We start from the raw sequence: 16701 nt of genomic DNA, 5'->3' as shown, positions 1-16701 counted from the left end.
CATCTCGTATGCTTCTATTTTCCTATAGAAAAAAGTGGTATAGTAATGATTACGCAAGCATCAAATGAGGAGGAGCCGCCTGTGGAAGCCAACAACCTGCAAAAACGAAAGTTTTTGTTCAATGTAGACATCATGATTGAGGAAGATACCAACGGGCGAGCCTTGGAAAAGTTGCTGCATCTGCTCAATTCGGAACTTGTAACCGATTATCAAATCAAGCAAGGGGTGGAATTAGGTAAAACGATCGAAGCCTCGTTGAAAGATGCCATCCTAAAAAAAATCGACACGTCCGCCGAGCCGACGAAAAACCGGCCGAACACCGCTCCTGCGGAACCCGCCCCGAAAGCTCCATCCGCTTCGAACGCCACGGAGGCTAAGGCTGCGGAGGAAAAACGCCCCGGGGCCGACCCGTTCAAGCAGATCTGGGAAGAAATGAAAGCCTTTCAACAAAGCAATGCGCTAGTGCGTTTGTCCGTTGTAAAAGAGAAGGGGGTCAAGCTCAGCATGCCGTGCCGTATTATCAATACGGACCCGCCCAGCGGAAACCTCACGGTCTATCATGTCGACGAGAAGAAAGTCTACCTGCTTAAAATTAACGAAATTGACGATTTTCAGGCCCGCTGATCCGGGCCTTTTTTAATTGAAAGGGGGCTCTCCCCACCGGGCGCAGCCTGCGCAGAGCAAAGCTTCATCAGACGCTCCGCGTCGGGAACGGCGAGTGGCGGGCTCAGATAAAAGCCTTGAATGAGATGGCATTGGTTGTCATGCAAAAATCGGAGCTGTTCCTCGGTTTCGACCCCCTCCGCGATGACTTCCATATTCAAATGCCGGGTCATCGCGATGATCGAAGCGACGATGGCCGCATCGTTCGGATCGGTCATAATGTCACGCACGAAGGAGCGGTCGATTTTTAATTTGTCGATCGGGAATTTTTTCAAATAGGACAACGAGCTGTAGCCGGTGCCGAAATCGTCGATGCTGATTTTGACCCCAAGCTTCTTGAGCTCATGCAGCAGATCGCTGGCATAATCGACATCCATCGTGCAGCTCTCCGTAATTTCAAGCTCCAGCAAAGCGGGATCGAGCCCCGTTTCCCTAAGCGTCCCGCCAATTCTGGCGCACAGCTGATGCTGCATGAACTGCCGGATCGACAAATTGACCGACACCGGCACGACCTCCAGCCCGGCATCCTGCCACTGCTTGTTCTGCCGGCAGGCTTCCTTCAGCGCCCATTCGCCGATCGGCACGATCAGACCGCTGTCTTCCGCGAACGGAATGAATTCTCCCGGCGCAACCAGCCCGCGCTCCGGATGCTGCCACCGGACGAGCGCCTCGAACCCGACAATGCGGCCGGTCGCAATATTGATCTGCGGCTGGTAATGCAGCAGCAGTTCGTTTTTGGCCAGTGCCCGCCGAAGCTCGCTTTCCAGAGTTAAGCGTTTCAATGATACGGATTTCATCTCGCTGTTGAACAGCTGATAGTTGTTTTTGCCTTTTTCCTTGGCCCGGGTCAATGCCATATCCGCGCAAATCATAAGCGAATCCGCAGATTCGTCCTCGTGGGACAGCAGCGATATGCCGATGCTGGCCGTCAGGTGAACCAGATTTTGTCCCAGCACGAAGGGCTCTTCCAGTACGTCGAATATCGCCTTTGCGATCGTTCCCACCGGGTCCGCTGCTTGATTCGGCATCTGGAAGAAAAACGCAAACTCGTCTCCCTCCGTGCGCGCCAGATAATCTTCCGGGCCCACGCAACGGGAGAACCGTTCCGCTACCTGCAGCAGCAGCATATCTCCATAATCGTGCCCGAAGCAATCGTTGACGATCTTGAAACGGTCGATATCGACGAACAAGACGGCCAGCTTTCGTTCGTTCCGGGACGCGGCCGCAATAGCGGCGTTCAAATGCTGCACGAACAGTCTGCGGTTCGGAAGTCCCGTCATGTCGTCATAGTAAGCCAGATGCCGAATCTGCTCTTCGGTTCGCGTTGCGGACGTAATGTCCTGGCAAACGATCAGAACCCCCGTCGTGATCCCCTGCTCCTTCACCGGGACGACCGTCGTATCGAGATCGACGCGGTATCCGTCTTTATGCAGAAGCGACGTTTTGAACGAAAGCGGCGATCCATGCAGCACTTCGGTGAAAAAGTTGTTCGTCCTGCCGGCCAGCTCTTCCGGAAACAGGGTGCGCAGGTGCTTGCCTCGCAGCTCTTCCTCCCGGTATCCGAACGTGCGTTCCGCAGCCGGATTCCATTGCAGAAAACATCCTCCCGGATCGATCAGCCCAATGGCGCCCGGATGGTGCTGGAACAGCGCGTTCAACCGGCTGTCCACGCTGTGAAGCCGTTCCTCCGCCGCACGGGTTCGGGCATCCGATTCGGACACGGCCCGGGACAGCCGAACAATACGTTCCCACGAATAAGCCGTCAACAGGAAGACGGCTGCACCGAATCCCCATAGGAAAGCCCCTCCGACCCACCAGCCGACGAGGAATCCGACCGCCGTCCCTCCGCATGCGAACAGCATCGTTCTTTTTTCATCGCGCGGTTGTGTTCCATTTGCTGATCCGTCGGTCCTAGACATGCGGGCCTCCTTTCCCGGAAAGGTATGTTGTCAGAGTATTCCATTTCCAATCTTGTCCGTAGAATTTCTACGCACAACTGTCTTTTTCCTGCTAAATCGACAAAAAAAGCGAGTTATTCCAGAAAGGTAGGCATAAAAAAATTCGGCATGAAGACCTGCCGAATCCGGAGAAAGAGGCTTAGGACTTATTTTGCCCGAAGGGCCAGGACCAAGGACAGCCAGCCGAACAAAAAAGCAACCCCGCCGATCGGCGTAATCGCTCCCAACTGCTTTATCCCCGTTATACTCAGAACATACAGACTGCCGGAAAAAAATACGATCCCGACAAACATCGACCAGCCGGCCCGTCGTAAATGTCCGCTGGCCGGAAGCAGGGAGGCTGCAAGTCCAACGGCGATCAGCCCGAGCGAATGCATCATCTGATACTGGACGCCGGTCTGGAAATTGGCCAGCATGTCCGCAGCGAGTCTTCCTTTCAGCGCATGTGCGCCGAAGGCTCCGAGCGCCACCGACAGAAATGCGCAAATGCTGCCAAGAGCCACAAACGTTCTGTTCATCAACTTCACCTCCCTTTCCATGATATAGTATTTTTTCCCCACTGCCAAATGAACAAAATAAGTCCTGCCTTCTCGCCGAATTCGGCTTGTCAGCAGGACTTCTAACGTTATGCGGATGATGGATGCGCGGCTACATTTGGCCGATATCGTGCTGACCGACGATCAGGGTAACGGGCTCCAGAAAGACGCGGGTGAGGGCCGGTTTCTTGAGCAAGTCAATCTCGATGTCGATGACCTTGAACCGCTCCTGCTTGCCTTCGCGCTTATCGTAAACCACTTCGAACTCTTTCAACCCAAGCTGATACGAAATGACGGAGCAGCCGATCGTTAAACCCGGCGCCTCGTGCTCTCCGTGGTCGAACAGCACTTCAGCCATAATTTCTTCGTTCATGTCTACAATTTTGACTGTTTGGCAAATCGCATATTTCATTGCCATCCTCCTCCGGCAGGGGGCGAAGCTGATCGTTGCTCTGAAGTTACATGCCCCCGTTTCATATGACGAATTCGACGTTCTGCGTCCAAACTCCTGCCTTTTCCAACCCGTTGCGGGACAAAAGTTCGTCATTTTTTTGAACCGATCCCGCCGCAGGCAGCGGATTACACCGTATGCGGTCCCGGTTCACGGGCGTCTCCCCGCATTTTCCGCTCTTGCCGGACCCATTGGAGCGCGATAAAGAGAAGCGCCAGCAGCTGCGGAACGAAGGTTTCCCAGGTCGGGTAGACGCCGAGCCAATTCCAGGAAGGAAGATAGCCGGGCACATGCGCAGGAACCTGTCCCGCGATTTGCAAGGCGTGGATGCTCTGGCCCAAAAATTTGAGGACCAGGTAATAAATCAGCACCGTAGCTCCCAGAAAAAACGGACGGATCGGCAGCATGACGCTTCCCCGGACGATGACGTACCCGAGCAGAAACAGCAGCACGGCGGCAGAGCCGATGCCAAGCGCAAGCTGCCCCGGATCGATGGAGGGGGCCATGCCGATATAGAAGATGGCTGTCTCCGCGCCTTCCCGCAAAATCGAAAGCGCCGCAACAAGGAAGAGCGACCACAGGCTGCCGCCCGCCAGCGCCACGCCGACCCGGTCTTTTACATATCGGTTCCACGTCTCGACGTGGGACTTGCGGTGAAGCCATGCGCCTACGGTAAGCATTAGGACAACGGACACGAGGCCAGTGATGCCTTCCACCAGCTCGCGCGTACTTCCTGACGCGACATTGGCGATCGTCATGGTCAGCGCGACAGCCAAGCCGCCGCTGACGACCAGCCCTGCCGCTCCGCCGCTCCACACCCATGCTTGCTTGGAGGCGTTGCCGGTCCGGCGCAAGAAGGCCAGCAGCGCAGCCAGCACGAGCAGCGCTTCAAGCCCTTCGCGCAGCAGGATAATCGCGGCATCCCAAGCGGAATAGCTCGCTTGCGCCGTGAACGGCTGAAGCTCCGTCCGCATCTCCGAGACAATGCGGCCCGCTTCCTCCGGCTGCGGGGGATTGGACAGCAGCCGGCTGGCCGCCTCCGTCATCTGCCGTTCGATCCGGTCGTACGTGTCCGGAGCTCTCGTGCGAACCTCTCCTTCGACGGAAGGCCAGATCCGGATAAAAGCCTGAAGCTGATCGGCCGCTTCCGCGTTGCGGCCCGCCCCGATGGCATCCGCGGCTTTTTGCAGAATCGCCAGCGCGTCGGATACCGATTGTTGGCCGGAAGCGGCGGCGTCCTCCCTGAGCTTGCCGCTGGCGTAGTCGTCGATCAGCTGGATCAATTCGCGGATGCCCTTGTCCGCCGCTTCCGCCTTCGGCGGCTCCGCCTGCAGCGCGATCCGGATCAGGCTTAGCTTCGTCTCGATCTCTCCGTACACGCCGGACGAATCCGACCGGATCGCGCCTTCGCTCTTGGACCACAGGCTGTCGAACTGCTTATAACGGCTCCGGGCTTTGTCCCAGTCGCCATTCTGAACATCCGCTTGCGTCTAAGCAGCGAGCCAGCCGCCTGTTTCCCGTCCGCTTTCGGCTCCTTTTTCGCTCCGGCCCCCGCGAAACGTCCGACCGCCTTGGTCAGCTTCGACACGGCCTCGTAGGCCTCGTCGGGCTTGGAGGCGGCGACGGTCATCGCCTTCTTCGCCTCGGCCAAGGCCGACGCGACGCTATCGGCCGCTTCGCCGGAGGGCGCGTTCAGCTTGCGCCATTCCGCCTCGAACTTCTCCAGCTCCGCGGCCGTTTCCTGCCACTTGTGCTCGCCCGCATGAACCAGCGCTCCGCCGACGAGCGGCATCAACGAGTCGGATGCAGCCGCTTCGGCAAGCGTACGGCCGCTCCAGCCGAACAGCAGCACGGCGACGGCCAGCAGGAGGACGAGGAAGCTCTGTTTGCCATGAGAGCGTATCCCGTACGCTTTTCCCCTCTTCGTCCGCCGGCTCATTCGAACAGTCCCTCCCCAATGTAGCCGCCTTGCCGCGCGCCCGGAAAACAAGCAAACAACGCGCTGCCCACATGCACAATGTATTCGTTCAGCTTATCCCGCTTCGCGAGGCGCTGCTGGATCGGAACGAACTGGGCACGCGGGTCCCGTTGGTAGCAGATGAACAACAGCCCGGCGTCCAGCTGCCCCGTTTGACGGTCGATCCCGCTGGAATAAGAATACGAACGGCGCAAAATTTTCTCGGACGGCCCCTCGCCGTGCGCCAGACGAACATGCGCGGTGAGCGGAATGGCCGGCTGACCGGCTTCGTCCTTGGCGTCCAGCGCCAGCGGGTCGAACTCGTTCTTCGCCCCCAGAGGCGCTCCGCTGCTCCGGTATCTCCCGAACGTCGCCTCCTGATCGCTGAGCGTGGAACGGTCCCACACCTCGATGCGCATCCGGATTCGCCGGACGACCATGTAGCTGCCGCCGCTCATCCAGGCGGGCTGCTCCGAAGGCTGCACCCAGACGATATCGTTCATCGCTTGCTTGTCATGGATATCCGGATTGGCCGTTCCGTCCTTGAAGCCCATCAGGTTGCGGGGCGTCTCGCCTGCCGAACCGGACCCGCCCGTCCGCTGGAAGCCTTCCTGGGTCCAGCGCAGCACGGCGACGCCGCGGGCAAGACGCGTCAGGTTGCGCAGCGCATGGAAGGCGACCTGCAAATCGTCCGCGCATACCTGCACGCCGATATCGCCGCCGCACCATTCGGGCCGCAGGCTGTCTCCGCCGAAACGGGGCAAATCCGCCAGAGCCTCCGGCCGTTTGGCCCCCAGCCCGAATCGGCCGTCGAATAGGGAGGGACCGACGCCGAACGTGATCGTCGTCCGGCACGGATGCAGGCCTGCCGCTTCGCCCGTATCCGCCGGCGGCAAGCTCGGCTGGTCGTCCTCGCCGCCAACCGGCTGCCCTGCCGTCATTTTCGCCGCCGCTTCCGTCCAACGGCGGAACAAGTCCCTGACTTCGGATAGCTTCACGGTCGTCAGATCGAAAGCGGCAAAGCAAATAAAATCCTGCGCAGGCGTTACAATGCCTGCTTGATGCGTATCGTAGAACGGGATGACCTGCTTGGGGCCCGCGTTTGAAGCCGTGGAGGCAGCCGGCGCCCCCAGCTTGGCCGTTCCCGCCCACACGCTGCCGACGCCGACCGACCCGAGCAGCAGTCCGATGCCTCCGGCGCCGGCCAGCTTGAGCAGGTCGCGGCGGCTGATGGACGAAGGGTCCTGCCCGTCGAGCGGCTTTTCGTCTTCTTCCCGGCTTTTTTCCGTCGCTTGTTTATTCGCCTCATCCATGGATTACGCCCCCAGCAGCTTGCCCATGCCCGACAGCGGCTCTGCCAGCGCATCGATGGCTTGGCTCAGCTTCTTGGTCTGCTCTTGCGTCAGCTCCGTGTACGTCACATAGCCGCTGCCTTTTTGAACGGCGCAAGCGTTTGGTTCAATTCCGCGAAACGCGTTTCGATCGTTTGCGCCAAGGCCGCGTCTTTTTTCTCCAGCTCCGGCTTCAAGAGCTCGAAAATTTTGTTCGCTCCCTCGACGTTTGCTGCGAAATCGTACAGATCCGTATGGGAGTATCGCTCCTCTTCCCCGGTCACCTTCGTAGCCGACACTTCGTTCAGCAGCTCGACGGCGCCGGTGACCAGCATATTGGCCTCAATCTCCACCGTCTCGACTTTCGCCCGCAGCAGCTTGCTGTCGCTCAGCAAACGGTCGGCCGTTTCTTCCTGGCCCTTGGTCGACTGCTCGACCCAGAGCGCTTTCTCGATCCGGTGGAAGCCCCGCCATTCTTTCTCGTCCACGTCGCCTTCCCTCGCATCGATGTTCGGATCAAGGTCGCCGAGCGCTTCGGCAATCGGCTCGATCCGCTCATAAAACATCCGCGTCGGAGCGTACAGCTCCTGACTCTTTTTCACATCGCCTGATTTGACGGCTGCCGTGAAATCGCCGGTTGCTTTGACGAACGCATCGCACTGCTCAATGACAAATTTGCGGTACTGCTCCGTTGCGTTTTTAAAATCTACCGCTGCCGATGCCGGCTTCGCGCCCGCATCGCTTGCCGCCGGCGAAGGAGCAGGCCGGGCTTCTTTCTTCGCATTCTCACTGCATCCGGCAAGCAGCAGTGCAGAGCAAAGCACGATGGAGGAAACGGTCGTGAACGTCTTCGTCATAAATCTAATCTCCCTTTTACCTATAATCATTATGGTTATTCGATGATAATGATAATTATTCTCAGAGATAAAGTATCATAGAAGTCGATGATTTTCAATGAAAAATTTTAGTTGTAAACCTTTTGTCAACATTCGCAAAAAAAGCCCCAATCTTCTAGAATTGCGAAGATTGAGACTCCGTTTCAGCTTCCGGTCTGCCGGCTAGCCGGCGTCGGCGGACGGATTGGCATGCATCCCGGCATACAGCCCCCGCTGCGCCAAAAGCTGCTCGTGCGTGCCCCTCTCGACGATCTCGCCTCCGCGCACGACCAGAATCAGGTCGGCCTCCTGAATCGTGCTGAGCCGGTGGGCGATGACGAAGCTGGTCCGCCCTTGCATAAGCGTCTTCATCGCTGCCTGAATGTGCATCTCCGTACGCGTATCGACGCTGCTGGTCGCTTCGTCCAATATGAGAATGGACGGATCGGAAAGAATCGCTCTGGCAATCGTAAGCAGCTGCCGCTGCCCGTGGCTCAGATTGCCGCCTTCCGCCGAGAGCGGCGTGTCATACCCTTGAGGCAGCTTGCGGATGAAGCCGTCCGCATTCGCCAGCTTGGCCGCCGACCGAATCTCCTCCTCCGTCGCGTCCAGCCGCCCGTACCGGATATTGTCGCGAATCGTGCCGGAGAACAAATGCGCATCCTGCAGCACCATGCCGAGGCGGCATCTGAGGCTGTTTTTGTCCCATTCCCGGATATCTTTGCCGTCGATCCGGATGGCCCCTTCGGAAATATCGTAAAAACGGGTGAGCAGGTTCATGATCGTCGTCTTGCCCGATCCGGTCGGACCGACCAAGGCGACGACTTGCCCCGGCTTTGCAGCGAACGATACGTCCCGCAGCACCGGCGTGTCGCCGTAACCGAACGTTACCCGGTCGAACTCCACTTCCCCGCGGATGGCTTCTTGCGGCATCCGGCCGCCCGTGGTCCCGAACTCCGTCTCGGTATCCAGGATCTCAAACACCCGTTCCGCTCCGGCCACGCCGGATTGAATCATATTGTACTGGTTCGCCAGCTCGTTGACCGGGCCGCTGAACTGCTTGGAGTAATTCAGAAAGCTGACGATGACTCCAATCGTCGTCCATCCGTTGTACGCCATCCAGCCCCCGGCGACTGCCAGCAAAATGAAGCTCGTATGGTTCAACAGGTTCATGAACGGACCCATCATGCCGGAAAAAATCTGCGCCCGCGTCCCCGCCTGCCGCAGCCGGGCGTTAATCTCTTGAAACTGCTGCGCCGCCAGCTCCTCGCGGTTGTAGATTTTGACGACCTTCTGCCCGGAGATCGTCTCTTCGATAAAGCCGTTCAGCGCGCCGAGATGTCGCTGCTGTTCCTTGAATTGGCTCTTGGTGCGCTTGCCGATTTGCCGGGCGACCGCGGTGACGAGCGGAATGATCACGAGCGCGACGAGCGTCAGCCATCCGTTCAGCAGCAGCATCATCGTCAGCGAGCCGAGCAGCGTGACGACGCTTGTGATGAGCTGAAGCAAGCTTTGGTTCAGCGTGTTCGAGACGTTGTCGATGTCATTCGTCGTGCGGCTCATCAGCTCCCCGTGCGGCGTCTTGTCGAAGAAGCGCACCGGCAGCTCCTGCATGTGGCCAAACAGGTCGCGCCGCAGCTCCCACACCGTCCGCCCGGCGATGCCGGACATGACATACGTTTGCAGCCAGGAAACGGCGCTGCCGCCGATATAGACGGCCAGCAAAAGGCCGCACAGCCGCAGCAGGCCTTCCGGATCGTTAAGCGATATATAGCGGTCGATCGCCGTTCCGATCAGATACGGTCCCGCAAGCGACAGCGCGAGCCCGAGCAGCACCAGCGCGATGACGCCGGCCAAGGCGGCCCGCTGCCGCTTCAGATACCCCCATAGCCGACGAATCGCGGCACGGGTATTTTTCGCCCTCACCTTGGGCACGGGTTCTCCCCGACGTCCGAATCCGAACGCTGACACCGGAATATCCGCCGGTTTTTTCCCGTCAGGACGGGCTGAGGGTTGAGCTTGAGATGTCACGGACGCTCGCCTCCTTTCCGTGCTGGGAGCGGTAAATATCGCGGTAAATCGCGCTGCTCCGCAGCAGCTCCCGGTGCGTGCCCCGGGCGGCAATCGCGCCGTCCTCCAGAACAAGGATCAAGTCCGCTTCCGTTACCGACGCAATGCGCTGGGCGATGACGATGCAGGTCGTATCCCTCATCAACGCTTCCAGAGACGCGCGGATGCGGGCTTCCGTCACCAGATCGACGGCGCTCGTACTGTCGTCCAGAATCAAAATTTTAGGCCGGAGCAGCAGCGCCCGCGCGATGGATAAACGCTGCTTTTGGCCGCCCGACAGATTGACGCCCCGCTGCCCCAGCTCCGTATCGTAGCCGTCCGGCATACGTTCAATGAACTCGTGGGCCTGCGCCGCTCTGGCCGCCGCCTCGACTTCCTCCTGCGAGGCGTCCGGCCGCCCGTAGCGGATGTTGTCGCGAATCGTGCCGCTGAACAAGACCGCCTGCTGCAGCACGATCCCGACTTGACTGCGCAAATGCTTGGAATCGATGTCTCTCACCTCGGTGCCGTCGATCAGCACCCGGCCCTCCGTCGCATCGAACAGCCTTGGGATCAGGCCTACCAAGGACGATTTGCCCGATCCGGTGGCACCGAGAATGCCGACCGTCTGGCCCGGCTCGACGGCAAAGCTGACGTCCTTCAGCACGAAGTCCGTCTTTCCCGGATCGAACGAGAACGATACCCGGTCGAACCTCACGTGCCCGGCCCGGATCGCGCCGGCTTTGGCCTGCTTCGCTTCCGCGATGCCCGGCTTCGTTTCCAGCACTTCGCAGATGCGGTCCGCAGACGCCTTCGCCCGGGAGAACGAAATCAGCAGCATGCCGACGGACAGCAGGGAGAAGAGAAGCTGTGACATATAGCTGAGGTACGCGATCAAGTCGCCCACCGGCATCGTGCCTTCCCATGTCTGCCCGCCTCCGTACCAGAGCACGGCCACGATGCCCGCGTTCAGCACCAGCATCATCAGCGGCATATTGGCCGCAACGGTCCGTGCGGCTTTCAGGGCGACCTCCAGGTGCTCCCGATTCGCCTTCCCGTAGCGCTCGCGTTCAACGGCGAAGCGGACGAACGCTTTCACTACGCGAATACCCTTGAGGTTCTCCTGAAGCACCGTGTTCAGCCCGTCCAGCTTTTCCTGCACCCGGCCGAACAGCGGAACCGACAGCCGGATCAGCGTGTACAAAATAGCCATCAGAAGCGGCACCACCGCAAGCAGCATCAGCGAGAGCCGCGGACTGAGCGCGATCATCATCGCGATGCTGCCTACCGCAAGCGACGTGCTGCGAACCATGACGCGCAGCAGCATCTGAGCTTGGTTCTGCACCTGCATGACATCCCCTGTCAGCCGGGTTACAAGCGATCCCGTCGTCAGCCGGTCCAAATTGTCGAACGAAAACGTCTGCACTTTTTGAAACAGGCTGAGACGCAGATCCGCCCCAAAGCCGAGCGCCGCCCGGCTGGAAAAGATCGTGCAGCCCGCGCCGCCGAGCAATCCGACAAGCGCCGCGCCAATCATCAGCAGGCCCGTATGCCAAATGTGCGCCAGATCGCTGCGCACGACGCCTTCGTTGATGACGCTTGCCATCAGCCTCGGCTGCAGCAGATCCATGCCCACCTCCAGCACCATAAACAGGGGCGCGAGCAGTGCAGCCCATGCATAAGGCTTCAAGTAGGTTCTAAGCTTCCACACTTTAAAATTCCTCCGATTGGGTTATCCTCCGCTTGTTTGCCGGCTAACTATTCATCCTTGAAATTTCGCTGAAACGTCTCCAGGTCGTCGCGGACCTGCCACAGGAGCCGCCGGAACAGCATTTTTTCCTCCGGGCTGAAATGCTCGAAGCATTTCGCCTCTAGTACCTGCAGCGCTTCCTGAACGCCGGCGGCGGCTTGCCGTCCTTTCGCGGTCAAGTAGACGCGGGATACGCGCTGATCGTCCGGGTCCGGCTTCCGTTCGACGAGCCCCGTCTTCTCCATCCGGTTGAGCATCACGGTTAACGTAGGCGGCTTGATGAGCATGCTGTCGGCCAGCTCCTTCTGGCTCTGCCCGTCCCGCTCCGACAACCGCATGAGCAGCGGAGGCTGTCCGGGAAAAACGTCGTATTTCTGAATCATCAGATCGACGCTATGCCGGTGAAGCTTGAGCACATGCCGCATCAAACGGGTCAGCGAATCGTCATGCGACATCGGGAAGTCCTCCTTTTCGTTTGTCGGCTAAATAAAATTAGGTTAGAAGATTTGGGAGCCTCTGTCAATGGGTTTTCCTAAAAAAGGACAGCCGGTTGGTCGTTGACCAAACAAGCTGTCCTTCATAGCCATGCTTCTTACTTAATAATTTCAACGGATCGGATATGCTCAACGCTATTGTCGTAGCCGTTGCCTATTCTAAAATCGCCGCGATAGTTTTGCCGATGGGTAAATTTTGCGTCCGTTATGTTAAAAACCGCTTCCTTCCACGTACCGGTTTTCTCTTTTTTAATCACCAGCGCTTTGTAATCATGGTCGATAGCATTGTACTCAATCAGGATCTTATCCTCTCCGGCATCAAAATAAGACACTTTGATCGTTAAATGCGTGTCGCCCTCCCGAACGAATCCGTCGGATACTTGAAAATACACATATTTATTGTTCGCTATTATTTTTCGGGCTTCCAGGCCTCCGACGGTTTCAACCACAGTGTAAGGCTCTTCTTTCGGATCTCCGCACTGGATTTGTTCCATCTGCGTGTACAAGTTCTTTTCTTTCAGAATAACCTTCGCTCTGTTGCTTTGTTTTTTCACCTTAACTTTACCGATATGGATGACCCCGCTTCTCGACCATATGCGAAAATCGGAAGACACGTTTTGCCCATTGTCAAACTTCACATCGTTCAGCGTAAAGCTTTGCGTTTTCCACTCTCCCGTATTTCCTAGAACAACCTGAGCGGTCGGGGTGTAAGCCCCCTTTTGACCGTCATACTGGAGGAACCACGAGCCGCTTCCGCTATCCAAATAGGTGACCTCCACTTGAACGGTCGGATCGAGACCTTCGTTCGCATTGCGCAGCCATTCGTCGTTCACCCGAAAATAAGCATATTTGCCTGAGTCAATCTCGATATGCGAACCGTAATTCTTGACTCCACTATCCCCCGGGGAGGTATTTAAGGACAAGGTGAGCGCCCGGTTCACCTCGGTTCCGAAGATGGTTTCCGCTCCGTTTAAAGCCTGATAATGATAAAATGCCTTCAATGGTGACAAATCTTGCTTAACCAGCCCGTAGTTGTCTTCCGTGACGTCGCCCACATTCGCATTGCGGTAATTGTACCAAAAGACTTTGGCGATGTTCGCCCATCTTTTATTCATCACATAGACTCGATCTACATATTCCGCTTGCTCGTAAATTTTTGTACCTTTGGAGGTTAAGCCGGTTTCCGTAATCCAGATCGGCTTACCGCTCAGGCTGGAGCTGTGCTTGCGCACGATTTCCATCAAACCGTTATATTTCTTTACAAGCTCTTGCGACGGTCCGTAGGCATGATAATTGATAACGTCGAAATAGTTCCCCGCCCCCAGATCCATCAATTGATCGAACCAAGCGCCCACTCCGTAGTTGGCGTCGCCCCCGTACGACAAAGCCAGCCCCCCCATCAGCACTTGGTTGGTTGGATCGGTCGCTTTGATCTGGTTATAAGCCTTTTGCAGCAAAGTGAAATAATCGCTTGTACCGCTTTTCCAGAATATCGAATAATCGGGCTCGTTCCATACTTCCCAATGATGAATGACGCCCTTATATCTGCCCGTAATAAATTTTACATAGCTTTCCCAATCAGCCCAGTTCGCGGGCTTATAGCGCGTGCTGTCCGGGTCGCCCGGTTTGGAGGAAGCCCAGGGCGCGGTATAAGCCAATATCCATACAATGTTGATGCCTTTGTCCGTTAACCGCTTGACGATATCGTCCATTTTGGCCAACACGTTGGGATCGTACTTCCCTTTCGCCGGTTCGATGGCTCCCCACTCGGGGGAAATGCGAATCCACTTGACTTGAGAAGCGGCGATTTGGTCGATTAAAGCCGGATAATCCGCATAGCGGTGCGGATGCTCGTTCACCCCGAAATAATCCGCGTCCATCGCTTTGGCTTGCGGGATCGGAAAGCTATAAAACAAGACTAGACAAACGATCAGAACAACCACAGTCTTCTTCATAGGGAATAAGCCCTCCTCCAGGCACTTCGGATGAATGACGTCTGTTTCCTCAAGGAACCGCTGCAGTAGGCGCTATCGTTACCGTACGTTCAGAATATATTGAACCGCCTCGCCCGGTTGCAGCGTTTCGGTTATAAGCACAGCCGGATTTGCCTGTAGAGTAACCTTCGAATAGGCCGATGCATAAGAGGTCCCCGGTCCAAATCGCTCTCCGGCATAAGTTCCCGATTGCGGCATGGTCACGCGTACCTGCATCGTCTGAGGGGTTTTATCGAAATTGACAAAATTCAGCAAAATTTTATCCGCTTTCGCTCCCACGGCGGATGCAGGTAAAGACGAAGTATCGACCGCCCGAAAGTATACCTTCTTGTCGGCAACGTCAGTACGGTTGACATAGTCATAGGCAAGCGGCCTTCCATGTGTCGCGTAAGCAAGAGCAAGCCTGCGGAATGTCGCAAGACGGTAATCGTTCGCTTCGTTGACGTTCTGCCAAGCAACCACCTGTTCGGGCTGCAATATATTCCAGTCGACAGTGGGCTTGAACAGACTGTAGGAAACGCCGCTCGAGTCGGTATAAAATGCGGCATGCTGCATAATATGATCCGCATACCCGATATCGCTCCGGAGCTCCCGGTCAAAGATGGCCTTATATTTATTTCCGCCGCTTTGCGTGCCGAATCGCGGATCGCCGTCGAAATGCGTGTCGTTCGCGCCTGTTTCGCTCATGACCATCTCTTTCTTTAACCCGTCTCCGGTATAATCATCATAGGTCAGCAAATTCTCGATCAGCGCTCCTCCCCTTTTGCCCAAAGCACCGACCCCGGTCGTTCCGTAGCTGTGGCCGTTGGTCAAATCCGCGTAATCTTCGACTTGCTTACGGTATTTCGGATCTCTTTCCCAACCTGCCGGAATCCCCTTTTTCTCGTTATAGGACCAGCCGGGCGCGACAATTTTCAGATTCTTCTTCCCCTCCGGTGAGTCCCGATGTTCTTTCAAAAACTTAGCCAAGGCGATCGTGCCGGCCAGGGTATGATTGTATCCTCCGGGCTCGTTATCGACTTCGACGTACTGAAACAAATCTCCGAAATCCGTAATAAATTTTTCATAATATTGCTTCACCCAGGGCGGAACGTTACCAGCAGCGATATCCGGATCTCTCACTGTAATGTCACTTCCGAAAATATCGACCAACGGGGTCAAATTAAGCTGCTTCAGCGTCTCCAATACGGATCGGGCATGGGGTCGCCACTTGGATTGGGTATCGGACCAGAAGCCTATTCTCATCCAGTTGCCGCTGTACGCGATCCCCATCCACTTGGTAAGTTGGGAATACTGTCGGATCACGTCGTCGTTGTACGCAAAATTATTCAACATATTCGTCCCGAGATGAACGTATCTGCCATGAACAGGCTCCACTGCCGGCTGCTGCAAGGCGTCAAGCTGCAAATAATCCCAAACCCACCAAAGGTAAGGATCGCCGGTTGAATCGGCCAAATGCCCCCCGTATGCTTCCAGCCTTAGGGTGTTCGTTCCTTTTTGCAAAAGCGACGGCGGGATAAACAAACGGTAAGTATTCTTATACGCCAGCGGCTTTCCGGCCGAATCTACAGCCCCGCTGCCGTTTATGCCGGCGATTTGGATGAGTCCTGCCATGATCTGGTTGGAGAAAACCGCCATTTGAGGTATGGACCTGTAGGCGTCCAGAATGCGGAAATGAAGCTCTACTCCTTCGCATGGCACTTCATTTAATGTAAATGAAAAGGACAGTGTTTGGTTTACACTTGCGTTCAAGCCTTTGGATACGCTTGTCCAATCGGTTTTTGTTTTCCAATCGGAAGGAACCGGGAAAGGGGCCGTTTGTGCTTTGTAATTCGAAAATTCAGCCGAGCTTCCGTCGTTTTTACCGATTCTCCACAGCGTAGAATCCGATCCGTCCGCCGGCTCCAGCACCGTAATGGTCATATCGTCAAAAAACACTTTGGTTCCGGATGGCTGTTTTCCAGCGAAGTTTAACGCCTGAATCTCAAAGCGGATATCGTTGAGGGTCCCTCCGTTCTTCGGTTGAAACCGGCTGTCGGTCCCGTAATAATAAAGCGTCTCGAGGTCTCCGTTTTTTTGCGTATTGGATAACGTATCTGCACTGCCGTCCGTCCACTGAACGCCTGCCGTCGAATTCGTCGACCAATATATTCGGGAACCTTGTCCGCCGCCCCACCCCTCCGGCTGCCAACGTCTGAATTGTACCCGTACCAGCCGATCGGGCTTATTTACAAACTCCGCCAGCTCTGAAGCAGTAAATCCAAGAGAGCCGACCGCGCTCTTGTAAGCGGCGCTTGCGTCGCCTATGGTGACGGCAAGCGCCGGATTAGCGGCATTGTGCGGATTGCTCTCCCGCGTCGCGTTAACTCCGCTCCATGGCTGTCCGCTGCTTTCAAACGACCATCGCTTATCGATAGAGGTTGGTTTCCATTCCCGTCCGCCATAAGTAACGCCGGAAGTGCAGGTGACTCCGGAAATTGCGTCCGCTGCCGATGTTTCAGGCAATGGGTAGGCGAATCCCGTAAACCACAGCGTTATGGCGATAAATACAATCAAACCCGATTTTAGCCTGCTGCGCACAACACCAACCCTTTCTTTCGTATCGTGGAACTCGTCAAAACTTCAGTTTCAAGGAATTCCCCT

12 protein-coding genes and 1 pseudogene are annotated in these 16701 nt (G+C 56.6%); 1 reads left to right on the top strand and 12 read right to left on the bottom strand.

The features are described from left to right. Positions 1 to 81 precede the first annotated feature (81 nt). On the top strand, positions 82 to 624 hold the full coding sequence (locus PEH01S_RS20500; RefSeq protein WP_127487755.1) for a hypothetical protein: 543 nt from the start codon (positions 82 to 84) through the stop codon (positions 622 to 624). On the opposite strand, the gene PEH01S_RS20495 is transcribed toward PEH01S_RS20500, so the two are convergent. The 12 genes and pseudogenes from PEH01S_RS20495 to PEH01S_RS20440 all read right to left on the bottom strand — a co-directional run bounded on the left by PEH01S_RS20495 (position 612) and on the right by PEH01S_RS20440 (position 16614). Next, a complete protein-coding gene (locus PEH01S_RS20495) occupies positions 612 to 2582 on the bottom strand; it encodes a putative bifunctional diguanylate cyclase/phosphodiesterase (RefSeq protein ID WP_127487752.1) in 1971 nt (656 codons plus the stop codon). The two genes, PEH01S_RS20500 and PEH01S_RS20495, sit on opposite strands and share 13 nt — an antisense overlap. 185 nt (positions 2583 to 2767) lie before the next feature. After that, a complete protein-coding gene (locus PEH01S_RS20490) occupies positions 2768 to 3139 on the bottom strand; it encodes a DUF423 domain-containing protein (protein WP_127487750.1) in 372 nt (123 codons plus the stop codon). Between the two features lie 130 nt (positions 3140 to 3269). Continuing rightward, positions 3270 to 3569 (bottom strand): hypothetical protein, encoded by a 300-nt coding sequence (locus tag PEH01S_RS20485; RefSeq protein ID WP_025848922.1) that lies wholly within the window; start codon positions 3567 to 3569, stop codon positions 3270 to 3272. A gap of 167 nt (positions 3570 to 3736) precedes the next feature. After that, on the bottom strand, positions 3737 to 4987 hold the full coding sequence (locus PEH01S_RS20480; RefSeq protein ID WP_127487748.1) for an FTR1 family iron permease: 1251 nt from the start codon (positions 4985 to 4987) through the stop codon (positions 3737 to 3739). Next, positions 4960 to 5547, bottom strand: a complete 588-nt coding sequence (locus PEH01S_RS20475) for a hypothetical protein (RefSeq protein ID WP_127487746.1) — start codon at positions 5545 to 5547, stop codon at positions 4960 to 4962. The genes PEH01S_RS20480 and PEH01S_RS20475 overlap by 28 nt, the downstream gene beginning before the upstream one ends. After that, a complete protein-coding gene (gene efeB, locus PEH01S_RS20470; protein ID WP_246063012.1) occupies positions 5544 to 6878 on the bottom strand; it encodes an iron uptake transporter deferrochelatase/peroxidase subunit in 1335 nt (444 codons plus the stop codon). Before efeB ends, PEH01S_RS20475 begins: the two co-directional genes overlap by 4 nt. Before the next feature lie 3 nt (positions 6879 to 6881). Beyond that, positions 6882 to 7753: pseudogene (gene efeO / locus PEH01S_RS20465) on the bottom strand (iron uptake system protein EfeO). Positions 7754 to 7954: 201 nt separating this feature from the next. After that, the gene (locus PEH01S_RS20460) at positions 7955 to 9802 is read right to left on the bottom strand and encodes an ABC transporter ATP-binding protein (RefSeq protein WP_127487744.1); all 1848 of its coding nucleotides are present in this window, start codon (positions 9800 to 9802) and stop codon (positions 7955 to 7957) included. Further along, a complete protein-coding gene (locus PEH01S_RS20455; RefSeq protein WP_127487742.1) occupies positions 9768 to 11531 on the bottom strand; it encodes an ABC transporter ATP-binding protein in 1764 nt (587 codons plus the stop codon). The genes PEH01S_RS20460 and PEH01S_RS20455 overlap by 35 nt, the downstream gene beginning before the upstream one ends. Positions 11532 to 11578: 47 nt before the next feature. Further along, positions 11579 to 12025, bottom strand: coding sequence for a MarR family winged helix-turn-helix transcriptional regulator (locus PEH01S_RS20450; RefSeq protein ID WP_025848913.1), 447 nt, complete (start codon positions 12023 to 12025; stop codon positions 11579 to 11581). A 137-nt stretch (positions 12026 to 12162) separates the two neighbouring features. After that, entirely contained in the window at positions 12163 to 14019 is a 1857-nt protein-coding gene (locus tag PEH01S_RS20445) for a cellulase family glycosylhydrolase (protein WP_127487740.1), read from the bottom strand. Positions 14020 to 14097: 78 nt separating this feature from the next. Next, positions 14098 to 16614 (bottom strand): polysaccharide lyase family protein, encoded by a 2517-nt coding sequence (locus tag PEH01S_RS20440; RefSeq protein ID WP_127487738.1) that lies wholly within the window; start codon positions 16612 to 16614, stop codon positions 14098 to 14100. Between the last annotated feature and the right edge of the window lie 87 nt (positions 16615 to 16701).

The organism is Paenibacillus ehimensis NBRC 15659, assembly GCF_004000785.1.
GTDB classification, from domain to species: Bacteria; Bacillota; Bacilli; order Paenibacillales; family NBRC-103111; genus Paenibacillus_G; species Paenibacillus_G ehimensis.
The sequence above is the reverse complement of the archived record's forward strand: the minus strand, read 5'-3'. Positions and strand labels throughout refer to the sequence as shown.

Excerpts from the sequence above, each read along its gene's own strand:
- PEH01S_RS20450 (WP_025848913.1), bottom strand. The coding sequence starts at position 12,025 with ATGTCGCATGACGATTCGCTGACCCGTTTGATGCGGCATGTGCTCAAG.
- PEH01S_RS20490 (WP_127487750.1), bottom strand. The coding sequence starts at position 3,139 with ATGAACAGAACGTTTGTGGCTCTTGGCAGCATTTGCGCATTTCTGTCG.
- PEH01S_RS20475 (WP_127487746.1), bottom strand. The coding sequence starts at position 5,547 with ATGAGCCGGCGGACGAAGAGGGGAAAAGCGTACGGGATACGCTCTCAT.
- efeB (WP_246063012.1), bottom strand. The coding sequence starts at position 6,878 with ATGGATGAGGCGAATAAACAAGCGACGGAAAAAAGCCGGGAAGAAGAC.
- PEH01S_RS20485 (WP_025848922.1), bottom strand. The coding sequence starts at position 3,569 with ATGAAATATGCGATTTGCCAAACAGTCAAAATTGTAGACATGAACGAA.
- PEH01S_RS20495 (WP_127487752.1), bottom strand. The coding sequence starts at position 2,582 with ATGTCTAGGACCGACGGATCAGCAAATGGAACACAACCGCGCGATGAA.
- PEH01S_RS20445 (WP_127487740.1), bottom strand. The coding sequence starts at position 14,019 with ATGAAGAAGACTGTGGTTGTTCTGATCGTTTGTCTAGTCTTGTTTTAT.